14 protein-coding genes and 1 pseudogene are annotated in these 24,276 nt (G+C 71.9%); 10 read left to right on the plus strand and 5 right to left on the minus strand.

All coding sequences use genetic code 11. The features are described 5' to 3' along the window. From G3I54_RS02155 to G3I54_RS02165, 3 genes and pseudogenes are all read left to right on the plus strand, one after another. Window positions 1–301, plus strand: a pseudogene (locus G3I54_RS02155) (RpiR family transcriptional regulator); the annotation flags it as partial. A gap of 92 nt (window positions 302–393) precedes the next feature. After that, a complete protein-coding gene (locus G3I54_RS02160; RefSeq protein ID WP_343240258.1) occupies window positions 394–903 on the plus strand; it encodes a hypothetical protein in 510 nt (169 codons plus the stop codon). A gap of 43 nt (window positions 904–946) precedes the next feature. Continuing rightward, on the plus strand, window positions 947–1,249 hold the full coding sequence (locus G3I54_RS02165) for a transposase (RefSeq protein WP_164610480.1): 303 nt from the start codon (window positions 947–949) through the stop codon (window positions 1,247–1,249). A 248-nt stretch (window positions 1,250–1,497) separates the two neighbouring features. Here the strand turns inward: G3I54_RS02165 and G3I54_RS02170 are convergent, their stop codons facing one another. The 3 genes from G3I54_RS02170 to G3I54_RS02180 all read right to left on the minus strand — a co-directional run bounded on the left by G3I54_RS02170 (window position 1,498) and on the right by G3I54_RS02180 (window position 4,815). Next, window positions 1,498–3,585, minus strand: a complete 2,088-nt coding sequence (locus G3I54_RS02170; RefSeq protein ID WP_164610482.1) for an MMPL family transporter — start codon at window positions 3,583–3,585, stop codon at window positions 1,498–1,500. 102 nt (window positions 3,586–3,687) lie between these two features. Next, window positions 3,688–4,188 (minus strand): helix-turn-helix domain-containing protein, encoded by a 501-nt coding sequence (locus tag G3I54_RS02175; protein ID WP_164610485.1) that lies wholly within the window; start codon window positions 4,186–4,188, stop codon window positions 3,688–3,690. Window positions 4,189–4,233: 45 nt separating this feature from the next. Then, entirely contained in the window at window positions 4,234–4,815 is a 582-nt protein-coding gene (locus G3I54_RS02180) for a fasciclin domain-containing protein (protein WP_164610487.1), read from the minus strand. Window positions 4,816–4,951: 136 nt separating this feature from the next. Here G3I54_RS02180 and G3I54_RS02185 point away from each other — a divergent pair, with 136 nt between their 5' ends. Beyond that, window positions 4,952–5,794 (plus strand): DUF1206 domain-containing protein, encoded by an 843-nt coding sequence (locus tag G3I54_RS02185; protein ID WP_203685419.1) that lies wholly within the window; start codon window positions 4,952–4,954, stop codon window positions 5,792–5,794. A 53-nt stretch (window positions 5,795–5,847) separates the two neighbouring features. Here the strand turns inward: G3I54_RS02185 and G3I54_RS02190 are convergent, their stop codons facing one another. Continuing rightward, the gene (locus G3I54_RS02190) at window positions 5,848–6,381 is read right to left on the minus strand and encodes a DUF4383 domain-containing protein (RefSeq protein WP_164610489.1); all 534 of its coding nucleotides are present in this window, start codon (window positions 6,379–6,381) and stop codon (window positions 5,848–5,850) included. Between the two features lie 111 nt (window positions 6,382–6,492). On the opposite strand from G3I54_RS02190, the gene G3I54_RS02195 reads away from it, so the two are divergent. Next, window positions 6,493–7,479: a MerR family transcriptional regulator gene (locus G3I54_RS02195; protein WP_164610491.1), complete on the plus strand. Its 987-nt coding sequence runs from the start codon at window positions 6,493–6,495 to the stop codon at window positions 7,477–7,479. 51 nt (window positions 7,480–7,530) lie between these two features. Here G3I54_RS02195 and G3I54_RS02200 read toward each other — a convergent pair whose 3' ends face one another. Next, entirely contained in the window at window positions 7,531–8,739 is a 1,209-nt protein-coding gene (locus G3I54_RS02200; protein ID WP_164610493.1) for a cysteine desulfurase-like protein, read from the minus strand. A gap of 588 nt (window positions 8,740–9,327) precedes the next feature. Here G3I54_RS02200 and G3I54_RS02205 point away from each other — a divergent pair. The 5 genes from G3I54_RS02205 to G3I54_RS02225 are packed head-to-tail and all read left to right on the plus strand — an operon-like array spanning window position 9,328 to window position 24,238. Next, window positions 9,328–10,269 (plus strand): sterol desaturase family protein, encoded by a 942-nt coding sequence (locus tag G3I54_RS02205; protein ID WP_164610495.1) that lies wholly within the window; start codon window positions 9,328–9,330, stop codon window positions 10,267–10,269. 41 nt (window positions 10,270–10,310) lie between these two features. Next, a complete protein-coding gene (locus G3I54_RS02210) occupies window positions 10,311–19,790 on the plus strand; it encodes a non-ribosomal peptide synthetase/type I polyketide synthase (protein WP_164610498.1) in 9,480 nt (3,159 codons plus the stop codon). After that, a complete protein-coding gene (locus G3I54_RS02215; protein WP_164610500.1) occupies window positions 19,780–21,462 on the plus strand; it encodes an NAD(P)/FAD-dependent oxidoreductase in 1,683 nt (560 codons plus the stop codon). Before G3I54_RS02210 ends, G3I54_RS02215 begins: the two co-directional genes overlap by 11 nt. Beyond that, complete coding sequence (locus tag G3I54_RS02220) at window positions 21,459–23,186, plus strand: NAD(P)/FAD-dependent oxidoreductase (RefSeq protein WP_164610502.1); 1,728 nt, start codon at window positions 21,459–21,461, stop codon at window positions 23,184–23,186. Before G3I54_RS02215 ends, G3I54_RS02220 begins: the two co-directional genes overlap by 4 nt. Further along, entirely contained in the window at window positions 23,183–24,238 is a 1,056-nt protein-coding gene (locus G3I54_RS02225) for an NADP-dependent oxidoreductase (RefSeq protein WP_164610504.1), read from the plus strand. Before G3I54_RS02220 ends, G3I54_RS02225 begins: the two co-directional genes overlap by 4 nt. Window positions 24,239–24,276: the final 38 nt, after the last annotated feature.

Consider the following 24,276-nt stretch of genomic DNA (forward strand, 5'->3'; position numbering starts at 1 on the left):
CACCCCGGCGGCGGGCGCCGCGGCCGCGGCGGCGATGGCGGGCGCGGTGGCCGTGCACGTCCCGGCGGGCTTCTTCGCCGCGGGCGGCGGCTACGAATACCCGGCGCTCCTCGGATTCACCGCCGCGGCCATCGGACTGACCGGCCCCGGTCGCTACTCCCTGGACCACCTCACCGGACATGTCCTCGACCGCCCCTGGATGGTCGCGCTGTCCTTCGCGGGCGCGGCGGTCGCGGCCGCCACGGTGGTCGGCAGGCGCGCGAAGGGGCAGGCCGGTCAGGCGCGGGAGGAGTCCTCGTGACCGAGGACCCGGCCCGGCCCGGCTCCCTGCCGCCGACCGGCCCCGAAGCCTCTTCCGGCCCCCGCCCCGTGGCCTCCTCCGGTCCCGACGCCGTGCCGCCGACCGGATTCGGCCAGGGGCCCCGGCCCGGGCCCGGTCAGGGGGACGCGCCGTGGCAGCGCGGCGACGGCCCGGCCGGGCCTGCCCCGGAGCCCGATCCGGACAGCCTCTGGGTGACCGGCGGTGTGCTCTTCGCCGGGGTGCTGATGCTCTGCCAGGGCGTCCTGGCGGCCCTGGAAGGCATCGCGGCCCTGGCCGACGGTGACGTCTACGGCGACGTCGGCGAGTACCTCTACCGGATCAGCCTCACCGGCTGGGGCTGGATCCATCTGGTGCTCGGCGTCTGTGTGGCCGTCACCGGGGCCGGAGTGCTCAAGGGGGCCGGCTGGGCGCGGGTGACCGGCATCGTCTTCGCCTCCCTCAACCTCTTCGCGCACTTTCTCTTCCTGCCGTACGCGCCCCTCTGGTCGGTGGTCGTCATCGCCCTGGACATCTTCGTCATCTGGGCCCTGGCGGCCTACCGGGACCCGGGCTGGGCGCCGGGGGACGCGCTGCGCCGCTAGGCCGTTTCTTTCGGATCATCTGATCGTTGGTTGATGTGTGTCGTTGACTGACGCCCAATGGGCGAGGATCGAGCCGATGCTGCCGGACCGGACTCCGAAGCGGGGCGGGCGGTGGCGGGATCACCGGCAGGTGATCGACGCGATCGCGTTCAAGTACCGCACCGGGACGCCGTGGATGGACCTGCCCGAGCACTTCGGATCGTGGAAGGGCGCTCATAACCGGTTGCGGAAGTGGGCCACCGACGGCACCTGGGAGAAGGTCTTCACCACCCTGCTGGCCCAGGCCGACGCCGAAGGCGACTTCGACTGGGTCGTCGCGGTTCTCCTACTTCTGTCAGGCGCATGACCGCTTCTACCAGCGCGAGGCTTGCGGGGAGGGGCCGCATCTCATCGCTCTGCACTGTGAGGAGCACGGGCTTGAATACATGTGGCCACAGCCACTCACGCTCCTGTTCCCTGCAGGTTTTGAGCCGCCGCTCAGCGGGGTGCAACTCAGCTGGCTGCAAGCAGAGTGGGATGCCACCTAACCATGATCCGAAAGAGGCGCCCTAGGGGGTGTCCGGCGTCGCGGCCCGGCCGCGACGCCGGACACCCTCAGGGCTTCTCGCGGCTCAGCGCCCCCGGCCACCACGCCTTCGGCCCGATGTCCCGCACCAGCGCCGGGACGAGGAGCGACCGGACGACCAGGGTGTCCAGCAGGACGCCGAAGGCCACGATGAACGCGATCTGGAGCAGGAACGCCAGCGGGATCACACCCAGCGCGGCGAAGGTGGCCGCCAGCACGACGCCCGCCGAGGTGATGACCCCGCCGGTCGTGGTCAGCCCGCGCAGGATGCCCTCCCGGGTGCCGTGCCGCAGCGACTCCTCCCGGACCCGGGACATCAGGAAGATGTTGTAGTCGACGCCCAGGGCGACCAGGAACACGAACCCGTACAGCGGCACCGATGAATCCGTGCCGCTGAAGCCGAACACATGGGTGAAGACCAACGAGGAGATGCCGAGCGTGGCCAGGAAGTTCAGCGCCACGGTCGCCACGAGCAGCACCGGCATGACCAGTGACCGCAGCAGGAAGACCAGGATCACCAGGATGATCGCCAGCACCACCGGCACGATCAGCATGCGGTCGTTCTCCGCCGTGCGCTGGGTGTCGTACTGCTGGGCGGTGTAGCCGCCGACCAGGGCGTCCGATCCGGGGACCGCGTGGACCTCGGTGCGCAGCGCGGCCACCGTCTCCTTGGCCTTGTCGCTGTCGGACGCGTCCTTCAGCGTCGCGTCGACGCGGACCCTGCCGTCGACGACGAGGGGTTCGCCGCCCGGCCGTCCGCTCGCACTCACCGGCGCGACCGAGGCCACCCCTTCGGTACGGGTGGCGGCCTCGGTCACCTCGGTCAGCCGGTCGGCCGCCGCGACGATCACCACCGGATTGCCCGAGCCGCCGGGGAAGTGCTCGCTCAGCGTCTCCTGCGCGGTCACGGACGGGGCGTCGTTCACGAAGATCTCGTCCAGCGGAACGCCCTTGGAGGTGAGCGTGGGGGCGAACGCGGCACAGGCGATCAGGGCCGTCAGGGTGATCGCCCAGACCTTGCGGGGCGCCCGGTCGACGAGGGCCGCGACCTTGTGCCAGATGCCGTGGCCGCCGGACGCCTCGTCGTCCGCGGGCCTGGGCTTCGCCGGCCAGTAGGCGGCCCGGCCCAGCAGCACCAGGACGGCGGGCAGGAAGGTGAGCGCGCTCAGGACCGAGCAGACGATGCCGATCGCGCCCACAGGGCCGAGGGCCCGGTTGTTGGTGAGGTCGCTGAGCAGCAGCGCGAGCAGACCGGCCGCCACCGTCGCGGCGCTCGCCGTGATCGGGCCGAAGGACTCGCGCAGCGCGATACGCATCGCGGTGAACCGGTCGCCGTGGACGGCGAGTTCCTCCCGGAACCGGGCGGTGAGCAGCAGCGCGTAGTCCGTCGCCGCTCCGATCACCAGGATTGACAGAATGCCCTGCACCTGACCGTCCACGCGCACGATGTCGTGGTCGGCGAGGACGTAGACGATCGCACAGGACAGGGCGAGGGCGAACACCGCGCCGATGATGATGACGAAGGGCAGCAGCACGCTGCGGTAGACCAGCAGCAGGATGATGAGCACCGTGATCAGGGCGACCCCGAGCAGCAGCCCGTCGATGCCCGCGAAGGCGTCGGACAGGTCGGCCTGGCTCGCGGCCGGACCCGCCAGCTGGACCGTCGTGCCGGACACGGACGCGCCCGCTTCCTCGACCCTCTCCAGTACGGTCGGCAGCTCGTCCCCGAGGCCGGGGCTCAGCTTCACGATGCCCTGGAGCGCGAGGCCGTCCTCGGAGGGCAGTGCGGGGGAGGGGGTTCCGACGACGCCCTCGCTCCCGGCGAGCGAGGCGAGGGCGCCGGTGGCGGCCTCCCGCTGCCCGTTGTCCACCGGGGCGCCCTTCTCCGCCGAGGTCCAGACGAGGATGACCGGCAGGGTCTCGTTCTGCTGGAACGCCTTCTGGGCATCGATGACTTGGGTGGACTCGGCGTTCTGCGGCAGGAAGGCCGCCTGGTCGTTGGTGGCGACCTCGCCGAGCTTCCCGGCGTACGGGCCGAGCCCGCCGCCGATGCAGAGCCAGGCGATCAGCAGAACGACGGGGATCAGCCGGCGGACCGACCGTGCAGGGGTGGACATGCCTCTCCCGGGGGTGGAGATATCTCATCGATGAACAATCTCAATCGTTGAAATACATTACGCGAGTGCTCGCGCGGACAACCGCAAGGGGGGGCGAAGATCTCAGCGACGCGCCGGGGGGAGCTCGGCCAGCTCCTCGTTCATGGCGGCGAGGAAGCGCAGGGCGGTCGTCAGCTCCGCCTCGCTGAAGCGGGCCCTGGCCCGCGCCGTGGCCTCGGCGAGCGGCATGAAGTAGTCGCGGGCGGCCGTCCGGGCGCTCGCCTCGTAGTACACGTGCACCACCCGGCGGTCGGCGCTCTCCCGGGCCCGCCGGATGTGCCCGGCCCGTTCCAGCCGGTCCAGGCAGGCCGTCACCGCGCCGGAGGTGAGGCCCAGATGCTCGCGCAGCGCCCCGGGCGTCAGGGGCGACGGGGCGTCGAGGATGGCGGCGAGCGCGCTCACGTCCGTGGGGTGCAGCTGCTGGCTCGCCGCGAAACCGTGGGTCATCCGGTTGATCTCGCCGTTCATCCGGCGCAGCTCGACCGCGAACGCTTGAAGGTCCGCGAGCGGCGCCTCGGATTCCGAGGCGCCGCTCCGGGTCGGTCGGTCGTCGGCGCTGGTCACGCCCTCAGCGTATAGAACCTCCGCCCGTGGACCGTGCCCGGACCGTCACGACGACGGCGGCATGAGCACCGTGTCGACCAGGTTGACCGTGGCGTTGGCCGTCGGCACATTGCCGCAGACGATCTTCGAGGCGTCGTTCACCGTGAACTCGGTGCCGGAGCCCTTCGTGGTGAGGTCGCTCCCCTCCAGTGTCTTGAAGGTGCCGTCCTCCATCTGCTGGGTCGTGACCTTCTCGCCCACCACGTGGTACGTCAGCACCTTGGTGAGCTCGGCCTTGTCGTTGAGGAGCGCCTCCAGATCCGCCTGCGGGATCTTGTCGAAGGCGGCGTTGGTCGGCGCGAACACCGTGATGTTCTTCGCGTTGTTGAGGGTGTCGACCAGACCTGCCTTCTCCACCGCGCTGACGAGGGTGGAGAGTTCGGGGTTGTTGGACGCGGCGGTGGCGACCGGGTCCTTCGCCATGCCCTCCAGGCTGCCCGCGCCCTCCGCGGGCACGGAGGAGCAGGCGGGGCCGTACGGTTCGGCGGGGGCCGCGGCCTGGGCCTGCGGAGCGAAGAACGCCAGAGAGGCGGGAAAGGCGAGTGCCGCGGCGGCCGCCGCGGTGCGCTGCAGACGGTTGATCGTCATAATGTCTCCTCCGGATGTCTCCTCCGGCGAGCGGGGGGTGGTCTTCTGCGTCACCACCACGCTGCCGCGCATCGTCTCGCTCCGCCCGCCGCGTCGTTTCTGCGTCGATCCGCCTCACCGGGGCAACCGGAAAGACATGAATACCCGTTCAGTAGCAGCGCAGGGACGCGGCCGGGCCAAGCGGGCCGCGAACAGCACGGCGATGGAGGCAGGGGCCCGTGCCGGGTTCGGGGCCCGTGGGGTGATCTACGTCCTCGTGGGCGTCCTCGCCCTGCGGATCGCGTTTTCCGGCGGCGGCGGACAACAGGCCGACCGGGGCGGCGCGATCGCGGAGATAGCCGAGAAGCCCTTCGGCAAGACCCTGCTGTGGGCGCTCGGCATCGCCCTGGTGGGGATGGCGCTCTGGCGCCTGTCCGAGGCGCTGTTCGGTCAGGCCGGGCCCGATGGCCGCAAGCCCACCAAGCGGGCCATGGCGGCCGGCCGCTTCGTCTTCTACGGCTTCGTGGCCTACTCCGTCCTGTCCTTCGCCGCCGGAGACTCGGGCAGCGGCGGCGGGTCATCGGACCAGCAGTCGCAGGACGTCACCGCCAAGGCGCTCGGCTGGCCGGGCGGCCAGTGGATCGTCGGCATCGCGGGGGTCGCGGTGGCCTGCGCCGGCCTCTGGATCGCGGTCCGGGCGCTCCTGCGGAAGTTCCACAAGCACCTGAAGATGTCGGAGATGTCCCGGCGGACCCGCCGCGCCGTCGACTTCACCGGAGTGTTCGGCGGTACGGCGCGGGGCATCGTCTTCGCCACGGCGGGCGGATTCGCCGTGGCCGCGGCGATCGAGCATCAGCCGGACAGGTCCAAGGGCATGGACGACACCCTGCGCTCCTTCACCGACACCCCGGCGGGGCCGTGGCTCCTGGTGGTCATCGCCCTCGGGCTGGTCGCGTTCGGCGTGTTCTCCTGGGCGAACGCCCGCTATCGCAAGGTCTGAAACAGTACGGCCCGGGGCTCGCACCGCCCGAGACCGTCACCGCCCGAGAGGCGTCACTGCCCGAGAGGCCCGCGCGCCGCCGCACTCCTGCGAGCGGCGGCGGCGGCCTCGGCCTCGCGGTCCGCCTGCTCCGGGTGGCGGTGCCGCCAGTACGGGTTGTCGTGCGGCAGGCCGCCGGTCACCCGCCCGTACATCCCGAACATGAGGATCAGCAGCCCCATCACGAAGCTGAAGACCACATTCGACATGCCGAAGTCCAGGATGTTCGCGGACCGGTCCAGGACGAAGAGGTGGGCGAAGCCGCTCAGCAGGAAGAGCGCGCCGATCGTCATGTTCAGCGTGGACGCGACGTTGCCGCCCACCACGGCCCCGGCGATCAGCAGCACGCCCACGACCACCGAGATCAGGCTCAGCAGGCCGTTGGTCGACAGTCCGGCGATGCGGTCGCCGCTGGTGTCGAAGAAGCTCAGCCGCTGTGCGAAGCCGAGGATGCCGAAGGCGAGCAGGATGGTGCCGCAGAGGCCCGCACCGATCCGGTACACGCTCGCCAGCCGGTGATCGACGGGGAGTTCGTCGCTCAGTTTCATGACCGGCCCCTCTCGTTCATGACCGTCCCCTCTCGCTCCTGTCGTTCTTCAGCGAACAGCGCCGCGATACGCCGGGCAACATGCGTCGCTTTTGCGTCGTATGGTGGATTTATGGACCCAGTGGTGAGCCCTGTGACCGACGGGACGGACGAGTCGGCCCCGGAAGTCCCGGCCGACGGGGGCCTGACCACCGGTGCGGTGGCCCGTCTCCTGGGCGTCGCGCCGACCACGCTGCGCTCGTGGGATCGCCGCTACGGCATCGGCCCGGCTGCGCGGGAGGACGGCAGGCACCGACGCTGGACCCGCGCGGACATCGCCGCTCTGCGCGACATGTGCCGTCTGACGAGCGCGGGCCTGCCACCGGCCGAGGCCGCCCGCACCGTCCTGGCCGGAACGTCCCGCGGCGCGCCCGTGCCACGGTCCGGGCCCGCCTCCCGGGCCTCCGGGCCGCTTCCGCTCGGCAGGGCCCGCCAGGAGTGCCGCGGACTGGCCCGGGCGGCGGTCCGGCTGGACGCGCCGGCCTTGGACGAACTGCTCACGGCGGTGCTCGACCGCTACGGGCTGCCGACCGCGTGGGACGAGGTGATGATGCCGACGCTGCACGCGGTGGGCCGCAAGTGGGAGACCGCGGGCGAGCGGTACATCGAAGTCGAGCACCTGCTGTCGTGGCATGTCTCCGGCGCGCTGCGCGCGTTCTCGGCCGCGCGGCCTCCCGCCCCCGGCGCGGGCGTCTCCCTCCTGGCCTGCGTGCCCGGCGAGACCCACACGCTCGCCCTGGAGGCACTCGCCGCCACCCTCGCCCAACAGGCCCTGCCGGTCCGTATGTTCGGCGCCGCCCTGCCCGCCGGGGCGTTGGAGGAGGCGGTACGGCGCACCGGCCCCGCCGCGGTGGTGCTCTGGGCGCAGTCCCGCAGCACGGCCAGCCGCTCGCTGGTGGCCCGGGTGGGGGCGATCGAGTGGGGCGTACGGGGTGCGCGCAGGCGGCCCGTCGTCCTGGTGGCCGGACCCGGCTGGACCGGGGAGCCGCCGCCGGGGGCCCGCCGCCCGGCCAGGCTGGCCGACGCGGTGGACGTACTGGCCACGCTCGACGCGCGGTGACCGTACCCGCCGTATCCCCCGTTCCGCAGTATCCCCCGTGTCGGCCCGCCGTCAGCGCAGGAAGTCCGACAGCCCCGTCAGAAGTCGCTCCACGTCGTCCGTGTCGTTGTACGCGGACAGCCCGACGCGCAGACCGCCGCTGTCGCCGAGCCCCAGGTGGCGGGAGGCCTCCAGGGCGTAGAAGGATCCGGCGGGTGCGTGCACGCCGGAGCGGGCGAGGGCGCGGTAGGCGTCCGCCGCGTCCCGGCCCTCGAAGGTGAGCAGCAGGGTGGGGGTGCGGTCGGCGGCCCGGGAGTGCACCGTCACCCCGTCCAGTTCGCGCACCGCCTTCTCGATGCTCATCCGCAGCGCCGTCTCGTGGGCGTCGATCGCCGCGTACGCCGACCGCAGCCGCTCGCGACGCCCGGCACCCGTACCAACGTCGGAGCCCAGGCTCGCGAGGAAGTCCACCGCCGCCCGGGTGCCCGCCATCGACTCGTAGGGCAGAGTGCCGAGTTCGAAGCGCTCCGGTACGGCGTCGGTGGACGGCGCCAGCTTGTCCGGGCGCAGGGTGTCGAGCAGTTCGGGCCGGGCGGCGAGCACCCCGTGATGGGGGCCGAAGAACTTGTACGGGGAGCAGACGAAGAAGTCCGCGCCCAGCCGCTCCACATCCACCGTGTGGTGCGCGGTGAGATGTACCCCGTCCACGTACAGCAGCGCGCCGGCCCGGTGGACGAGTCCGGCGATGCCCGGGATGTCGGGCCGGGTGCCGATCAGGTTGGACGCGCCGGTCACCGCGACCAGCCGGGTCCGTTCGGTGATCTGCGCGCCGACGGCCTCCGGGGACAGCTCACCGGTCGCCGGGTCGAAATCGGCCCACCGCACCACCGCCCCCGCCCGTTCGGCCGCCCGCACCCACGGGCGGATGTTGGCGTCGTGGTCCAGCCGGCTGACCACCACCTCGTCCCCCGGGCTCCAGGACCCGGCCAGGGTGCGCGAGAAGTCGTAGGTGAGCTGGGTGGCGCTGCGGCCGAACACGATCCCGCCCGGGTCCGCCCCCAGCAGATCCGCCATCGCCTGCCGGAACCCGAGGACGATCTCCTCCGCGTTCACCTCCCCGGGCAGGGCGGCGCCCCGGATCGACAGGGGGCGGCTCATCGCCTCGCCGATCGCGGCGACGACGGAGGCCGGGGTCTGGGTGCCGCCCGGTCCGTCGAAGTGCGCCGTACCGGACCGCAGGGCGGGGAACTGTGCGCGCACCGCGCCGACGTCGTACGACAAGGAGACTCCTCGTTTCGCTGATGCGCTGCCGGGTTGTCCTGCCGGGCTTCGCTACCGGGTTCGCAGTCGGATTCCGCTGCCGGATCCGCCGTGATCATCGCAGGGGGCGTCCTCCGGCGGAAGGAGTGGGACCGGCCGGGGGCGCTTCCGGGGTGCGGCTTCCGCGCGGGCGCACCGCTCCCCGTCCGAACGCACGCCAGAGCGTGGGGCCTCGGGTACCGGCGCACAGGAATGCGCCGTCTTTCGGTGTGGCGATGATCCTATGAAGGAATTGCTCGCACAAATGAACTCGCCTCGGTTGTGCGATTCTCCCCGCATTCCCGGCGCAGACAAAAGCGCCGGGCAATTTCTGTGCGTCGGTCGTGATTAAAGCCGTGGGAACGGGAAATAGATGATCTGGGCTGATGGGGTCGGGGGCATCAGTTCACGCCACGGCCGAATTTCATCGGGGCCGGGTGTCTGGAAGTCGCCAGCGCGGGGGCCATGGTCGCCACCCGGGGCTCCTGTTCTCGTAAGGCTGCTCTGGCCTGCGCTGATGCGATGCGATGAGTCTCTCTCCCCGGCACTGTCACTTGTGGAGGGTCACGGATGGACGAGCGCGAACGCTCCGCCGATGGCGAAATCTATTCGGCCGACTTTTCGGTCGGGCGGAAGGGGATGATCGGTAATTCACCTACGCGGTTCCTCCGTGCCGTCGCCTACCCCGTTCTCCTCCTCTCGGTCGTATCCGTGGGTGCGGCCGCATTGTGGCTGGAATGGGATCCCGCGTGGGTCAGTTCGCTTTTCCTGATCGGGGTCATCGCCTATCTGGCCCTCCTGGAGCGGCTGATTCCTTATGACCGGAACTGGCACCCGGGAAAGGACGAATGGCGCTGGTACGGCATCTACTTCCTGCTCACCATGGCCGGAAGCGGTCTGGCGCAACTGCTGGTGGCGCTGGCCGTCGGCCTGATCTCGCCGGAGGAGCCGACCCAGCACCTCTGGGTCGAGATCCCGGGCGCGCTCCTGGCCGGATCGCTCGTCAGCTACGCGGTGCACCGGCTGGGCCACCGCAACGCCCTGCTCTGGCGGCTGCACGGGGTGCATCACGTGCCGGAGAAGGTCAACGTCGCCAACAACGGCGTCAACCACGTGCTGGACATCGTCCTGGCCCAGAGCCTCGTCCAACTGGCCCTGGCCCTCGTCGGATTCTCCCGCCCCGCGGTCCTGGTGGTCGGACTCTTCGTCGCCGCGCAGGGCTACTTCGTCCACGCCAACATCGAGGTCCGCATCGGACCGCTCAACCATCTGCTGGCCAGTCCCGAGCAGCACCGACTGCACCACAGCACCGATCTGTCCGAAGCCGGCCACTACGGCTCCGACCTGTCGTGCTGGGACCACCTCTTCGGCAGCTTCACCTGGCGTCCCGGCCGCGAACCCGCCGCCGTCGGTCTCCACGACCCCACGACCTTCCCCGGCACCGGCGAGATCCTCGCCGCCCTCCTGCACCCCTGGCGACGCAGACCGGCACCGGGCCCCGGCCCGGAATGACCGCCGCCCCCCGACGCTCCACCACGACTTGAGGAGTTCGAATGGCCGACGCGAACAACCGGGCGTTACGGAACAAGGTGGCGATCATCGGGATGGGCTGCCGCCTGCCCGGCGGCGCCTCGGACCACCGGACGTACTGGCGCAATCTGGTGGCGGGCAAGGACTGCATCACGCCCACACCGCCCGACCGGTACGACGTCCGTACGCTCGGCAGCCGGTTCCGCGACAAACCCGGGCGCCTGGTCGGCGGCCGCGGTGGATACATCGACGGCTTCGACGAGTTCGACCCCGCGTTCTTCGGCATCAGCCCGCGCGAGGCCGACCACATGGACCCGCAGCAGCGCAAGCTCCTCGAAGTGGCCTGGGAGGCCCTGGAGGACGGCGGCCAGCGGCCCGCCGACCTCGCCGGCGGCGATGTCGCCGTCTACGTCGGCGCGTTCACCCTGGACTACAAGATCCTGCAATTCGCCGACCTGGGCTTCACCTCGCTGGCCGCCCACACCGCGACCGGCACGATGATGACGATGGTGTCGAACCGCATCTCGTACTGCTTCGACTTCCGCGGCCCCAGCCTGTCCATCGACACCGCGTGCAGCTCCTCCCTGGTCGCCGTCCACCTGGCCTGCCAGGCGCTGAACAACGGCGAGAGCGACCTCGCGCTGGCCGGAGGCACCCTGCTGCACATGGCCCCGCAGTACACCGTCGCCGAGACGAAGGGCGGATTCCTCTCGCCCGAGGGCCGCTCCCGTACGTTCGACGCCGCCGCCGACGGCTACGTACGGGCCGAAGGCGTCGGCCTGGTCGCGCTGAAGCGGCTGGACGACGCCGTACGGGACGGGGACCGGATCCACGCGGTGATCGCCGGCAGCGGCGTCAACCAGGACGGTCACACCAACGGCATCACCGTGCCCAACGCCGACGCCCAGGTCGACCTCATCCGCCGGGTCTGCGCCGAGGCGGGCATCACCCCCGGTGACCTCCAGTACATGGAGGCGCACGGCACCTCGACCCCGGTCGGCGACCCGATCGAGGCGAACGCCCTGGCCCGCGCGCTGGCCATCGGCCGGGCCCCGGGCGCCCGCGCCTACGTCGGCTCGGTCAAGACGAACATCGGCCACACCGAATCTGCCGCCGGGATCGCCGGGCTGATCAAGACCGTCCTGAGCATCCAGCACCGGACCATCCCGCCCCACATCAACCTGGAGAACCTCAACCCCGCCATCGACCCGGCGACCCTGCCCTACGAGATCCCCACCCGGCCCACCGCCTGGCCCGCACACGAAGGGCCCGCCCGCGCCGGGGTCAACTCCTTCGGGTTCGGCGGCACCAACGCCCATGTCGTCCTGGAGGAGGCCCCGCCCCCTGCGCCGGAGACCGACGCCGCCCCGTCCACCGCCCGGCCCTGGAGCATCCTGCCGCTCAGCGCCCGCAACCCGGACGCCCTGGTGGAACTGGCGACCGGCATCCGGGGCGAACTGGCGGGCGACAACGGCCCGGCCGTGGCCCTCGACGACCTCGGCCACACCCTCGCCCACCGCCGCCAGCACCTCCCCGAGCGGCTGTCCGTCGTCTACTCCTCGCGCGCCTCCCTCGACGAGGCCCTGGCCGCCCACGAGCGCGGCGAGCCCCACCCCCGCGTCGTCCACGGCCGCGCCCGGGAGTCCGCCGACCGGCGGCTGGTGTGGGTCTTCACCGGCATGGGCCCCCAGTGGTGGGGCATGGGCCGCCAACTCCTCGCGCAGGAACCGGTGTTCCGCGAGGCGGTCGAGGCGTGCGACCGGGCGCTGCGGGAGTTCGCCGACTGGTCGCTGATCGAGGAGATGACCGCCGACGAGTCCGTCTCCCGGATGAGCGAGACCTGGCTCGCCCAGCCCGCCAACTTCGCCGTACAGGTAGCCCTGGCGGCCCTGTGGCGGTCCCACGGGGTGCGCCCCGACGCGGTGGTCGGCCACAGCACCGGTGAGATCGCCGCCTTCCACACGGCGGGCGTCTACTCCCTGCGGGACGCGGCCCGGATCGTCGTGCACCGCAGCCGCCTCCAGCAGACCCTGGCGGGCACCGGCGCCATGCTCGCCGTCAGCCTGTCGGAGGACGAGGCGGAGCGCCGGGTACGCCCCTACAGCGACCGGGTCTCCATCGCCGCCGTCAACAGCCCCACCGCGATCACCCTGGCCGGGGACGAGGCGGCGCTGACCCTGCTGGCCGAGGAGTTGCGGGCCGAGCAGCAGTTCGCGAAGTTCCTCACCGTCGAAGTGCCCTACCACAGCGTCGGAATGGAACGGATCAAGGACGAACTGCTCGCGGAGCTGGCCCCGTTGGAGCCCCGCCCCGCCCGGGTTCCGCTGTACCTCACGGGCGTCGAGGGAACCGCCCGGGGCGAGGAACTGGACGCCGCGTACTGGTGGAAGAACGTCCGCGACCGGGTGCGCTTCCGCTCCGCGGTCGACCGCATCGCCGCCGACGGCCACCAGGTGTTCCTGGAGATCGGCCCGCACCCGGTCCTCGGCCACGCGATCCGCGAATGCCTGGAGGCGGGCGGCACATCGGGACTCACCCTGCCCTCGATCCGCCGCCGGGAGAACGAGAGCGAGCGCTTCGCCGCCTCCCTCGGCTCGCTCCACAACCTGGGCGTCGCCGTCGACTGGAACGTACTCCAGCCGACCGGCCGACCGGTCACCCTGCCCCGCCACCCCTTCCGGCGCGACCGCCACTGGACCGAACCCCGCCCGGTCGCCCAGGTCCGGCTGGGCCACCGCGACCACCCCCTCCTCGGCCGCCGCACCGACCGTACGGAACCCACCTGGCAGGCCCGCCTGGACACCGAGGACCTGCCCTACCTCGCCGACCACCGCATCCAGGACACCGTCGTCTTCCCCGCCGCCGGCTACCTGGAAATGGCCGCCCAGGCCGTCCTGCGGCTCACCGGCGGCACCACCGCCGTGCTCGCCGACATCGATCTGCGCAAGGCGCTCTTCCTGCCCGACGGCGAGGACCGGACCGTCGAGGTGTCGCTCTCGCTGGAGAACGCCGCCTTCACCATCGCCTCCCCGACCGGGGACGACGGGGAGCGGGCCGTGCACGCGAGCGGCATCGTCCGCACCGGGCAGCGCCGCCGCACCGACCCGCCGCTCGACGCCCCCGCGATCCGGGCCCGGTCCCTCCGACACCTCGAAGGCCCCGACTGCTACACCGCCCTGGCGGCCCTCGGCTACCACTACGGCCCCGCCTTCCAGGCCGTCGAGGAGGTCTGGATCGGCGCCGGCGAGGTCCTCGCCCGCATCCGCCCGCCCCGCGCCATCGGCGACGACGCCGCAGGCCACCACCTCCACCCCGTCCTCCTCGACGCCTGCTTCCAGACCCTCCTGACGCCGCTGATCCCGACGGACCCCGAAGGACCCGCGCCGGGCACCGGGATCAGGCTGCCGCTCTCCGTGGACGAGGTCGCCCTCGAACCCATCGGCGACCAGCCGTTCTGGGCCCACGCCACCCTGCTCACCGGCGACGCGGACACCACCCTCGGGAACATCGCCCTGTACGCCGACGACGGCACCCCGCTCGGCCGCGTCCGCGGCTTCCGCGCCGCCGACGTGGAGAAGGCCGCCACCGCCGTCGCCCGGACCACGATCGACTCCTGGCTCGCCGAACCCGTCTGGACCGACTGCCCGCCGCTGCCCGCCGAGGACACCGCCGCCCGGCCGCAGGACGTGAGCGACGGCGGTGTACGCAACGTGCCGCCGGGCAGCGACAGCGCCCCTCGGCCCGCACCCGCCACCACCGCCCGCGACCACGACTGGCTGGTCCTCGCCGACACCGGAGGCGTCGCGGACGCCTTCGCCGCCCTCGCCGCGGCCCGGGGCGAACGCTGCCGCCTGGTGCGCCGGGGCGCGGCCTACACCGCCTCCGGCGACGGCGTCACGTTCACCGTCGACCCCGGATCCGACGCCGATCTGCGCCGTCTCCTCGCCGACCTGGACCGCGACGGCGGCCCCTTCCGGGGCGCCGTCCTGCACCTGTGGAACCTCGACGCGCCCGCCCTCGCCGACTGCGACCGGGCCGCCCTCCACGACCACACCGGCGCGGGCGCGTACTCACTGATCGCCCTAGCCCGCCTCCTCCTCGCGCGGGGCGGCGGAGGCCGCCTGCACATCGTCACCCGTGGCGCCCAGCCCGCCCTGCCCGGCGAGGGGCCCGAACCCCTCGGCGCGCCCGCCTGGGGCATCGGCCGGGTGCTGCGCCACCAGGAGCTGATCGACCACCCCGGCAAGCTCATCGACCTCGACCCCCGCCGCCGGCCGGGCCCCGACGGCGACCGGGCCGAGGCCGCAGCCCTCCTCGCCGAGGCGCTCAACGACGACGAGGAGGAGATCGCCCTGCGCGACGGCGGCCGCCGCACCAGCCGCCTCCGCCCCGCCGAGAGCCTGACCCGGCCGCTGCCGCTGCGCCTGCGGGCCGACGGAAGCTATCTGGTCACCGGTGCGTTCGGCGCGCTCGGCCGACTCCTGTGCCGCACCCTCGTACGCCGCGGAGCCCGCCGGATCGTCCTCGTCGGGCGCACCCCCGTGCCGGCCCGGGAGAAGTGGGCCGGCACCGACCCGGCCACCGCCGAGGGCCGGGCCGTGGCCCTGCTCCGCGAGCTGGAGGCGCTCGGCGCGCAGCCCGTCCTCGCGACCCTCGACATCACCGACGAGGACGCCCTGACCGGCTGGCTCGACGCCCACCGGCAGAGCGGAGCCCCGCCCGTACGCGGGGTGTTCCACCTGGCCGGACAGGTCCGCGACACGCTCGTCGCCGATCTGGACCGGGCCGCATTCGACGCCGTCCACGACCCCAAGACCATCGGCGCCCACCTCCTGCACCGGCACCTGCGGGACGAACCCCTCGAACACTTCGTGCTCTTCGCCTCGATCGCCTCCCTCCTGACCACGGCAGGTCAGACCAACTACGCCGCCGGGAACGCCTTCCTGGACGCCCTCGCCCACCACCGCCGCACCCAGGGCCTGCCCGCCCTCAGCCTGGACTGGGGCCCCTGGGCCACCGGAATGATCGAGGAACTCGGCCTGGTCGACCACTACTTGCACAGCCGGGGCATGAGCTCGCTCTCCCCGGACGCCGGCATGGCCGTCCTGGAACGCGTCATCGGCCAGGACCACGCCCAGCTCGTCGTCGCCACCGTCGTCGACTGGCCCGTCTTCCTCGCCTGGTACCCGACGCCGCCGCCGCTGGTCGCCGACCTCGCGGCAGCCGCCGCCCCGCCGGGCGACGCCACCTCCGGCAACGGATTCCTCGACACCTTCCGCGCCGCCGACGAGGAGACCCGCCGCACCCTGGTCGCCGAACGGTTCGCCGCGCTCTCGGCCACCGTGCTGCGCACCGGCGCGGACCGCATCGACCCCGCCACCGGACTCGGCGAACTCGGGCTCGACTCGCTCCTCGCCATGGAGCTACGGGCCCGGATCCACGCCGAACTGGGCGTCGCCCTGCCCGTGGTCGCCCTCCTCAGCGGCACCCCGGCCGGAGAACTCGCCGCCCAGCTCCACGACGGCCTCAACGCCCTGGCCGCGACCGACACCCCCGACAAGGCGGCGGGCGCGGTCGAACTCCACCGCGACGAGCGGCAGTACCCGCTGACGCAGAACCAGAAGGCGCTCTGGTTCCTCAAGCACCTCAACCCCGACGGCTACGCGTACAACATCGGCGGGGCCGTCGAGGTGAACGTCGCCCTCGAACCGGACCTGATGTTCGAGGCCGTCCGCCGGCTCATCGCCCGCCACCCCGCGCTGCGCACCAACTTCCTCCTGGTGGACGGGCAGGCCGTGCAGCAGGTCACCGAGGACGCCGCCACCGACCTCGCCCTCTTCGACGTCCAGGGCGAGGACTGGGAGTCCATCCACGCGACGATCGTCCAGGAGTACCGCAAGCCCTACGACCTCGCCCACGATCCACTGGTCCGCTTCCGCCTCTTCAAACGGGGCCCGGACCGCTGGATCATCATGAAGGCCGTCCACCACATCGTCTCCGACGCCATCTCCACCTTCACCTTCATCGAGGAACTCCTCAGCGTCTACGAGGCGTTGCGCCGCAACCAGGAACCGCAGCTCCCACCCGTCGAGGCCCGCTACCTCGACTTCCTCAACCAGCAGAACGCCTTCCTCGCCGGCCCCGAAGCCACCGGCATGCTCGACTACTGGCGGGCCCACCTGCCGGCCGAGGTCCCGCTCCTGGACCTCCCCGTCGACAAACCGCGCCCGGCGGTCCAGACCCACAACGGGGCCTCCGAGTTCTTCGTCCTCGACGACGCCCTCAGCGCCCGCGTCCACGCGCTGGCCCGCGCCCACGGCGTCACCCCGTTCATGGTGCTGCTGAGCGCCTACTACCTCCTGCTGCACCGCTACTCCGGGCAGGACCACATCGTCGTCGGCAGCCCGGTGACCGGTCGCACCCGGCAGGACTTCGCCTCCGTCTACGGCTACTTCGTCAACCCGCTGCCCCTGCACGCCGATCTGTCGGATGACCCGACCGTCGCCGAACTGCTGCAACAGGTCCGCCGGACCGTCCTCGGCGGCCTCGACAACCAGGAGTACCCCTTCGTCCTCCTCGTCGAGGAGCTGGGCCTCCAGCACGACCCCAGCCGCTCCGCCGTCTTCCAGGCGATGTTCATCCTCCTCACCCACAAGGTGGCCACCGAGCAGTACGGCTACCGCCTGGAGTACATCGAACTACCGGAGGAGGAAGGGCAGTTCGACATAACGCTGTCCGCCTACGAGGACGAGGCCGAGGGCCGCTTCCACTGCGTGTTCAAGTACAACACCGACCTCTTCCTCCCGGAGACCATGCGCCGCATGGCCACCCACTACACCCGCCTCCTCGACCGGATGACCCACGCCCCGGGCGAACAGCCCGCCTCCCGGCTGGAGATGCTCGGCGACCGGGAGCGGGAGCGGCTCGTCGGGGAGTGGAGCCGCCCGGCCCTGCCGACCGCCGGGCCCCGGGACGACTCGCGGGAAGAGCCGTTCGTCCCGGTCCAGACACTGATCGCCCGCAGCGCCGCCGAGCACCCCGCGGCCGTCGCCGTGGCCATGCCCTCCGCGCACGGCGGAGCGCACCGGCTGACCTACGCGGAGCTGGACCGGCGGGCCGCCGACACCGCCGCCCGGCTGCGGACCCTCGGCATCGGCGAGGGCTCGGTGGTCGTCCTGTGCCTGGACAAGTCGCCCGAGCTGATCGTCGCCCTGCTCGCCGTCCTCAAGGCCGGCGCCGCCTATCTGCCGCTGCGGCCCGACCAGCCCGCGGACCGGCTCGCCCACCTCGTGACGGCCACCGGCGCGGCGCTCGTCCTCGTCGCGGACGACGCCGGGCCGGAGCAGACCGGGGCCCTGGCCGTCCCGACGCTCACCCTCGGCGCGCTCGCCCGCACCGCACCGCACCCGGGCGGACCGGCGGCCGAGGCCGGCCCGGAATCGCCCGCCTACATCATCACCACCTCCGGCTCCACCGGCCGTCCCAAGGCCGTCCGCGTCAGCCACCGCAACCTCGCCTCCGCCCACGCCGCGTGGCGCCAGGAGTACCGGCTGCAGACGGACGTCCGGGTGCACCTCCAGATGGCCGAACCGTCCTTCGACGTGTTCACCGGCGACCTGGTGCGCGCCCTGTGCTCGGGCGGCACCCTCGTCCTGGCCGACCGCGACCTCCTCTTCGACACCACCCGGCTCTACCGGACGATGCGTCAGGAGCGCGTCGACTGCGCCGAGTTTGTGCCCGCCGTCGTCCGCGGCCTGATGGACCACTGCGACCGGGAAGGGCTGCGGCTGGACTTCCTGCGGCTGCTGGTGGTCGGCTCGGACGCCTGGAGCGTGGGGGAGTACCGCCGGCTGGCCGAACTCTGCGGACCCGGCACCCGACTCGTCAACTCCTACGGCCTCACCGAGGCCACCATCGACAGTGCGTACTTCGAAGGCCCCGTCGACGACCTGGAACCCGGCGCGATGGTCCCCATCGGCCGGCCCCTTCCCAACAGCACCCTCCACGTCCTCGACACCCACGGCGAACCCGTCCCGCCCGGCGTGCCCGGCGAACTCTGGATCGGCGGCGACGGCGTCGCCCTCGGCTACGCCGGAGACCCCGAGCAGACCGAGGAGCGGTTCGTCACCCGTACGCTCAGCAGGTCCGCCGACAGTGATGCCCGGCCCGAACGGCTCTACCGCACCGGCGACATCGCCCGCTGGGACGCGCACGGCCGGGTGCACCTGCTCGGCCGGACCGACGGACAGGTCAAACTGCGCGGCCACCGCATCGAGATCGGCGAGATCGAGGCCCACCTCACCCGGTGGCCGCCGCTCGCCCGGGCCGTCGTCACCGTACGCACCGACACCGGGGGAGACGCGGCGCTCTGCGCCTACTGCGTCCCCGCGCCCGGTGCGACCCTGGACGGTCGGGCCCTGCGCCGCCACCTGGCCCGCTCGCTGCCCTCGTACATGATCCCGTCCCACTTCGTCGAGCTGCCCGCCCTGCCGCTGACCGCCAACGGCAAGGTCGACACCACCGCCCTGCCCGCGCCCCAGGCCGAGGCGGGCGACCGGCCGCACGAGGAGCCCGTGACCCTGTACGAGATCAGCGTCGCCCGGCACTGGAAGAATCTCCTGGGCCGTGAACAGGTCGGCCTGGAGGACGACTTCTTCGAACTCGGCGGCAGCTCTATCAAGCTCATCGAGCTTCTCCACCATCTGCGCACCGAGTTCGGCGTCGGTGTCCCCGTCAGCAGGCTCTACCAGGTCACCACCCTGCACGGAATGGCCGCCACCGTCGAGGACGTCCTGCACGGCACCAGCGCCGACGAACTGCCCAGCCTCACCTTCAACGCCGGACAGCACCCCGCCCTCTTCTGCTTCCCGCCCGCCGGCGGACACGGGCTCGTCTACCGGGGCCTGGCCGCCCACCTCCCCGACCACACCCTCATCGGCTTCAACTACCTCCCCGGCGACGACAAGATCGCCCGGTACGCCGACCTGATCGAGGCCGCCCGGCCCGACGGCCCCTACCGGCTCCTCGGCTACTCCCTCGGCGGCAACCTCGCCTTCGAGACGGCCAAGGAGCTGGAGAGGCGCGGCCGCCGGGTCGACCACGTCGTCATCCTCGACTCCCGCCGCATCCTCGCCGCCTACGAACCGGACGCCTCCGGCATCGCCGCCTTCGAGGCCGAACTCGCCGACCACGTACGCAAACACACCGGATCCGACGCCGTCGCCCACGAGACCCTCGCCCACGCCGCCGAATACCTCGCCTTCTGCGGCCGCACCCCCAACACCGGCACGGTCGCCGCGACCGTCAGCGTGATCACCGACGAGGAGAAGGCCGCCCTCTACGCCGCGGGCGAGCACGGCACCTGGCACGGCAGCTCCACCGGCGCCACCGCCGTACTGCGCGGCTCCGGCGTCCACGCCGACATGCTCGACGCCAAACACCTGCCCCGCAACGCCGAGCTGGTGCGCTCCGTCCTGACGGGAGAACCGGCCCATGGCGGATGACGACTCCACCGACTGGACCAGCCGGGAACGCGCCCCGGGCGCGCCGCCCCGCGTCATCGTCGTCGGCGCGGGCGTGGCCGGCCTCTCCACCGGCTGCTACGCGCAGATGAGCGGCGCCAGGACCCGCGTCTTCGAGAAGCATGTGCTGCCAGGCGGCTGCTGCACCGCCTGGTCGCGCGACGGATACCTCTTCGACTACTGCATCGAGTGGCTCATCGGCACCGCCCCGGGCAACGACGCCCACCGGGTGTGGAGCGAACTCGGCGCGCTCGACGGCAAGACCGTCACCAACTTCGAGCTGTTCAACAAGGTCGAGGACGAGAGCGGCCGGTCGGTGACGTTCTACAACGACCCCGACCGCCTGGAGGCCCACCTCCTGGAGCTCTCACCCGCGGACGCCCCGCTCATCCGGGCCTTCACCCGGGACCTGCGGCGCTTCATCGACATCGAGCTGTACCCGTTCCTGACCGCACCCGCGCTGCGCACCGTACGGGAACGGGTCCAGACCCTGCGTACGGTGCTCCCCGCCTTCCGGCTGTTCTGGCGGACCGCCGCCACCCCGATGCACGTCTTCGCCGACCGGTTCCAGGACCCGCTGCTGCGCAAGGCGTTCCGCAACATCTTCTTCCAGGACCCGGAGGGCTTCCCGCTGCTGCCGTACCTCTTCAACATGGCAGCCGCCCACCACGGCAACGCCGGCTTCCCGCAGGGCGGTTCGCTCGGCCTCGCCCGCTCGATCGAGGAGCGCTACCGCAGCCTGGGCGGCACGGTCACCTACCGGGCCCGCACCGAGCGGATCCTGGTCGAGAACGACCGGGCGATCGGCATCGAACTCCGGGGTGGCAAAAGGTACTTCGCCGAACACGTGGTCTCCGCCTGTGACGGCCACACCACCGTCTACGGTCTCCTGGGCGGCCGGTACACCGGACCCCGGATCGACAAGCTCTACACCGACCTCCTGCACCGCCCCGGCACCCTCTTCCCGGCCGTCGTCTCCGCCTTCGTCGGCCTGCGCGGCGACCTCGACCCCGACGAGGCGCACAGCACCACGCATCTCCTCGGCCCGGACGACGCGGCCCACCTCCCCGGCGCCCTGCAGGACAGCCTCGTCGTCCAGGCCCGCTCCCGCTACTCCGGCGGCTTCGCGCCACCGGGCCACTCGGTCCTGCACTGCACCTACTTCAGCGACTACGCCCACTGGAAGGACCTGCGCACCAGGGATCGCAAGGAGTACCGCCGGCGCAAGCGCGAAGTCGCCCACTTCGTCCGGGACTTCCTGGAGCGCCGCAGCCCCGGCATCGCGGAGCGCATCGACATCGTCGAGGTCGCCACCCCCGCCACGACCCACCGCTACACCGGCAACCTGGGCGGTTCCATCCTCGCCTGGAAGGCGTTCTCGGACGCCGACGACGTCGCGGCGCGCCTGGTAGGCAAGGACCGGATGCGGCTGCCCGGACTGAGCGGCTTCTCCATGGCCGGGCAGTGGGTCGGCATGGGCGGCCTGATCCGCGCCGCCTCCACCGGCCGCTTCGCCGTCCAGTACCTCTGCCGCGAACTCGGCCTGGAGTTCCGGGCCTGGGAGAGCAAGGGCGCCGAACCCTGGCACCCCGGGAAGCTGGGGCATCTGCCGCAGCTCGACCGGTGGTCCGCACGCGAGAGCGAGAGCTCATGAGCGATGACAGGAACAGGCCCCGGCGTGACGGCGGCGACCGCCGCCCCCGCGAGACGATGATCATCATCGGGGCCGGTCTCGGTGGCCTCTCCACCGGCTGCTACGCCCAGATGAACGGCTACCGCACCCGCATCCTGGAGATGCACGAGATCCCCGGTGGCTGCTGCACCGCCTGGGAACGCGGCGGCTTCACCCTGGACGCCTGCGTCAGCTGGCTCCTCGGCAGCGGCCCCGGCAACGAGATGCACCAGATCTGGCTGGAGCTCGGCGCCCTCCAGGGCAAGGAGATCCGCCACTTCGACGTCTTCAACATCGTGCGCGGCACGGACGGCCGGGCCGTCCATTTCTACTCCGACCCGGACCGCCTCGAAGCCCACCTCATCGACATCTCGCCCGCCGACGCCCGCCTCGTACGGAAGTTCTGCGCCCAACTGCGCAGCTTCCGCAAGGCATTGGCGGTCTACCCCTTCCTCAAGCCCGTCGGACTGATGGGCCGTCGGGAGCGCTGGCGGATGCTCGCCTCGTTCCTGCCGTATTTCAACGCCGTACGCACCACGATCACCGTCCTGATGACCGACTTCTCCGCGAAGTTCAAGGACCCTCTTCTGCGGCAGGCCTTCAACTTCATCCTCTACGAGAAGCACCCGGCCTTCCCCGTCCTCCCGTTCCACTTCCAGCTCGCCTCGCACGCCAACCTCTCCGCCGGCGTCCCGGAAGGCGGCTCCCTCGGCCTCGCCGAGTCGATCGAGGCCCGCTACCGCCGGCTCGGCGGCGAGGTCTCGTACAACACGAAGGTCGAGACGGTGATCGTCGAGGACGACCGGGCGGTCGGCGTCCGGCTCAGCGACGGCCAGGAACTGCGCGCCGACATCATCGTGTCGGCCTGCGACGGCTACACCACCACCATGAAGTTCCTGGGGGGCGAGTACCTGGGCGAGGACTACCGCAAGCTCTACACCGAGACCATCCATGAACCCGGCATGGTCTTCCCCGGCTACTTCACCCTCTTCCTCGGCCTCTCCCGCCCCTTCCCCGAGGGCGACCCCTGCACCACGTACCTCCTCGACGAGGCCACGGCCGCCGAACTGACCGGCATCCGCCACCCCAGCATCAACGTCCAGTTCCGCAGCCGCCACTACCCCGAGCTGTCCCCGGACGGCACGACCGTCGTCTACGCCACCTACTTCTGCGACATCGCCCCCTGGCGCGCCCTGGACGAGGGCCCCGAACAGGTCACCCGCACCCGTGGCGGAACCGAGCTGCACACCCTGCCGGTACGCCACGGACGCGGCTACTACGCGGCGAAACGGCGGGCCCGCGAGGCCCTTATCGGCTTCCTGGAACAGCGCCATCCCGGCCTGCGGGACGCGATCGTCGTCCGCGACGTCTCCAGCCCCCTCACCCAGGTCCGCTACACCGGCAACTACGACGGGACCGTCCTCGGCTGGCAGCCCTTCGTCGAGAGCGGCGAGACCCTGGAAGAGCTGATCAAGAAGCACGGTCCGGGCCTCCCCGGACTGCGCGACTTCTACCAGTCCGGCGTCTGGGCCACCACCGGCGGGCTCATCCGGGCCGCCGCCGCCGGACGCCACGTCATGCAGTTCGTCTGCCGCGACGACGACCGGCCCTTCACCGCGTCGCCCGACCTCACCGCACCACCACCGACCCACCGGGTCATCCCCGTGCCCGTCCGCCCCGCCGCACCGACGGAGAGGAAGCCATGAAGATCGCGAAGTGGGTGGTCCGCGAACACGTCGAGGGCGTACCCGACGTGGACCGCGTCTACGAGAAGGTCGTCGAGAACATCGACGTGACGCTCGCCCCGGACGAGATGCTGCTGCGCACCCTGTACGTCTCCGTCGACCCCTACCTCCAGGGCATCGCCCTCGACACCCCGATCGGCGGGCACATGGGCGCCGACTCGATCATGGAGGTGGTGGAGGCAGGACCGCGCGCCGCCCACCGCGCCGGCGACCTCGTCCAGGGCTTCGGCGGCTGGCGCACCCATGTGATCAGCACCGGCGCGGCCGAACTCTGGCAGACCGGCACGTTCCCCATGGTCTTCCCGGCGTACCGCAGGCTCGACCCCCGGTGGTACGACGACGCCCTGCCGCTGCCGACCGCCCTCAGCGTGATGGGCGGGCCCGGCATGACCGCCTGGGGGACCCTCTCCAAGTACATGACGATCAGCCCCGGTGAGACCCTGGTCGTCAGCGGGGCCTCCGGTGCGGTCGGCGCCCTCGTCGGCCAGCTCGCCGCACTCGCCGGCGCCCGGGTGATCGGCACCACCTCGTCCCCGGAGAAGGCGGACTACCTCACCGGGCTCGGCTTCGACGCGGTGGTCGTCTACCGCCACGGCGACCGCGAGGACACCGTCCGGGAGGCGCTCGCCCGGGCCGCCCCCGACGGCGTCGACCGGTACTTCGACAACCTCGGCGGCACCGTCACCGACGCGGTGTTCCCGATGCTCAACATCGGCAGCCAGGTGGCCGTGTGCTGGCAGTGGGCGACCCAGGTCGGCAACGAGGGCACCGGCCCCCGGCTCCTGCCCTACCTGATGTTCCCGCGCGCCACCGTCCGCGGCATCTTCTCCCTGGAGTGGTTCACCGACCAGAACTGGCGGGACCTCCACACCGAGCTGGGCGGCCGGGTCCGGCGCGGCGAGGTCGTCTGCGACCACACCCTGCACCACGGCTTCGACCGCATTCCCGCCGCCTACGGCAGCCTCTACGCCGACCGGTCGGCCAACCGCGGCAAGGTCCTCGTCGAGCTCTGACCCGCCAGGGCCTGTCCGACACCCGAACCGACTTTCCC

Source organism: Streptomyces sp. SID14515, assembly GCF_010548505.1.
Taxonomy (GTDB): Bacteria; Actinomycetota; Actinomycetes; order Streptomycetales; family Streptomycetaceae; genus Streptomyces; species Streptomyces caviscabies.

Bases quoted from the DNA above. Each gene is read 5' to 3' on its own strand.
- G3I54_RS02170 (WP_164610482.1), bottom strand. From the start codon at position 3,585: ATGTCCACCCCTGCACGGTCGGTCCGCCGGCTGATCCCCGTCGTTCTG.
- G3I54_RS02180 (WP_164610487.1), bottom strand. From the start codon at position 4,815: ATGACGATCAACCGTCTGCAGCGCACCGCGGCGGCCGCCGCGGCACTC.
- G3I54_RS02185 (WP_203685419.1), top strand. From the start codon at position 4,952: ATGAATACCCGTTCAGTAGCAGCGCAGGGACGCGGCCGGGCCAAGCGG.
- G3I54_RS02190 (WP_164610489.1), bottom strand. From the start codon at position 6,381: ATGAAACTGAGCGACGAACTCCCCGTCGATCACCGGCTGGCGAGCGTG.
- G3I54_RS02195 (WP_164610491.1), top strand. From the start codon at position 6,493: ATGGACCCAGTGGTGAGCCCTGTGACCGACGGGACGGACGAGTCGGCC.
- G3I54_RS02205 (WP_164610495.1), top strand. From the start codon at position 9,328: ATGGACGAGCGCGAACGCTCCGCCGATGGCGAAATCTATTCGGCCGAC.
- G3I54_RS02210 (WP_164610498.1), top strand. From the start codon at position 10,311: ATGGCCGACGCGAACAACCGGGCGTTACGGAACAAGGTGGCGATCATC.
- G3I54_RS02215 (WP_164610500.1), top strand. From the start codon at position 19,780: ATGGCGGATGACGACTCCACCGACTGGACCAGCCGGGAACGCGCCCCG.
- G3I54_RS02220 (WP_164610502.1), top strand. From the start codon at position 21,459: ATGAGCGATGACAGGAACAGGCCCCGGCGTGACGGCGGCGACCGCCGC.
- G3I54_RS02225 (WP_164610504.1), top strand. From the start codon at position 23,183: ATGAAGATCGCGAAGTGGGTGGTCCGCGAACACGTCGAGGGCGTACCC.